This is a genomic window from Mesorhizobium sp. M7D.F.Ca.US.004.03.1.1 (assembly GCF_003998635.1).
In the GTDB taxonomy this organism is placed as follows: Bacteria; Pseudomonadota; Alphaproteobacteria; order Rhizobiales; family Rhizobiaceae; genus Mesorhizobium; species Mesorhizobium loti.
In genome coordinates this window covers 1-688 of record NZ_RZQG01001600.1, presented here as the reverse complement: position 1 = coordinate 688, position 688 = coordinate 1, and the positions used below count along the sequence as shown (strand labels likewise).

1 pseudogene is annotated in these 688 nt (G+C 62.8%); it reads left to right on the top strand.

What is annotated here, in order from left to right:
• Positions 1–688: pseudogene (locus tag EN935_RS38965) on the top strand (DNA topoisomerase IV subunit B); the annotation flags it as partial.

Sequence of the window (688 nt, the reverse complement as noted above, 5' to 3'; positions counted from 1 at the left end):
GCGTCGGTGTGTCCGTGGTCAACGCGCTGTCGGACCATCTCGAGGTCGAGGTCGCACGTGGCCGCCAGCTCTATCGCCAGCGCTTTTCACGCGGCGTTCCCGTGACCGGCCTGGAACAATTGGGCGAGGTCCACAATCGGCGCGGAACAAAAATCCGCTTCCACCCCGACGAGCAGATTTTCGGCAAGGGCGCGGCATTCGAACCGGCGCGGCTCTACCGCATGACGCGTTCGAAAGCCTATCTGTTCGGCGGCGTCGAAATCCGCTGGACCTGCGATCCGTCACTGATCAAGGAAAAGGATCCGACACCGGCCAAGGCTGCATTCCATTTTCCCGGCGGCCTGAAGGATTATCTCAAGGCATCGCTCGGCGACGACTTCCAGGTGACGCGCGAGATTTTCGCCGGCAAGAGCGAGAAACAAGGCGGCCATGGCTCGCTCGAATGGGCGGTGACCTGGTTCGGCGGCGACGGCTTCATCAATTCCTACTGCAACACCATCCCGACCGGCGAAGGCGGCACACACGAGGCCGGCTTCCGCAACGTACTGACGCGGGGCCTGCGCGCCTATGCCGATCTCGTCGGCAACAAACGCGCCTCGATCGTCACCTCGGAAGACGTCATGATCTCGGCGGCGGGCATGCTGTCAGTGTTCATCCGCGAGCCGGAATTCGTCGGCCAGACCAAGGA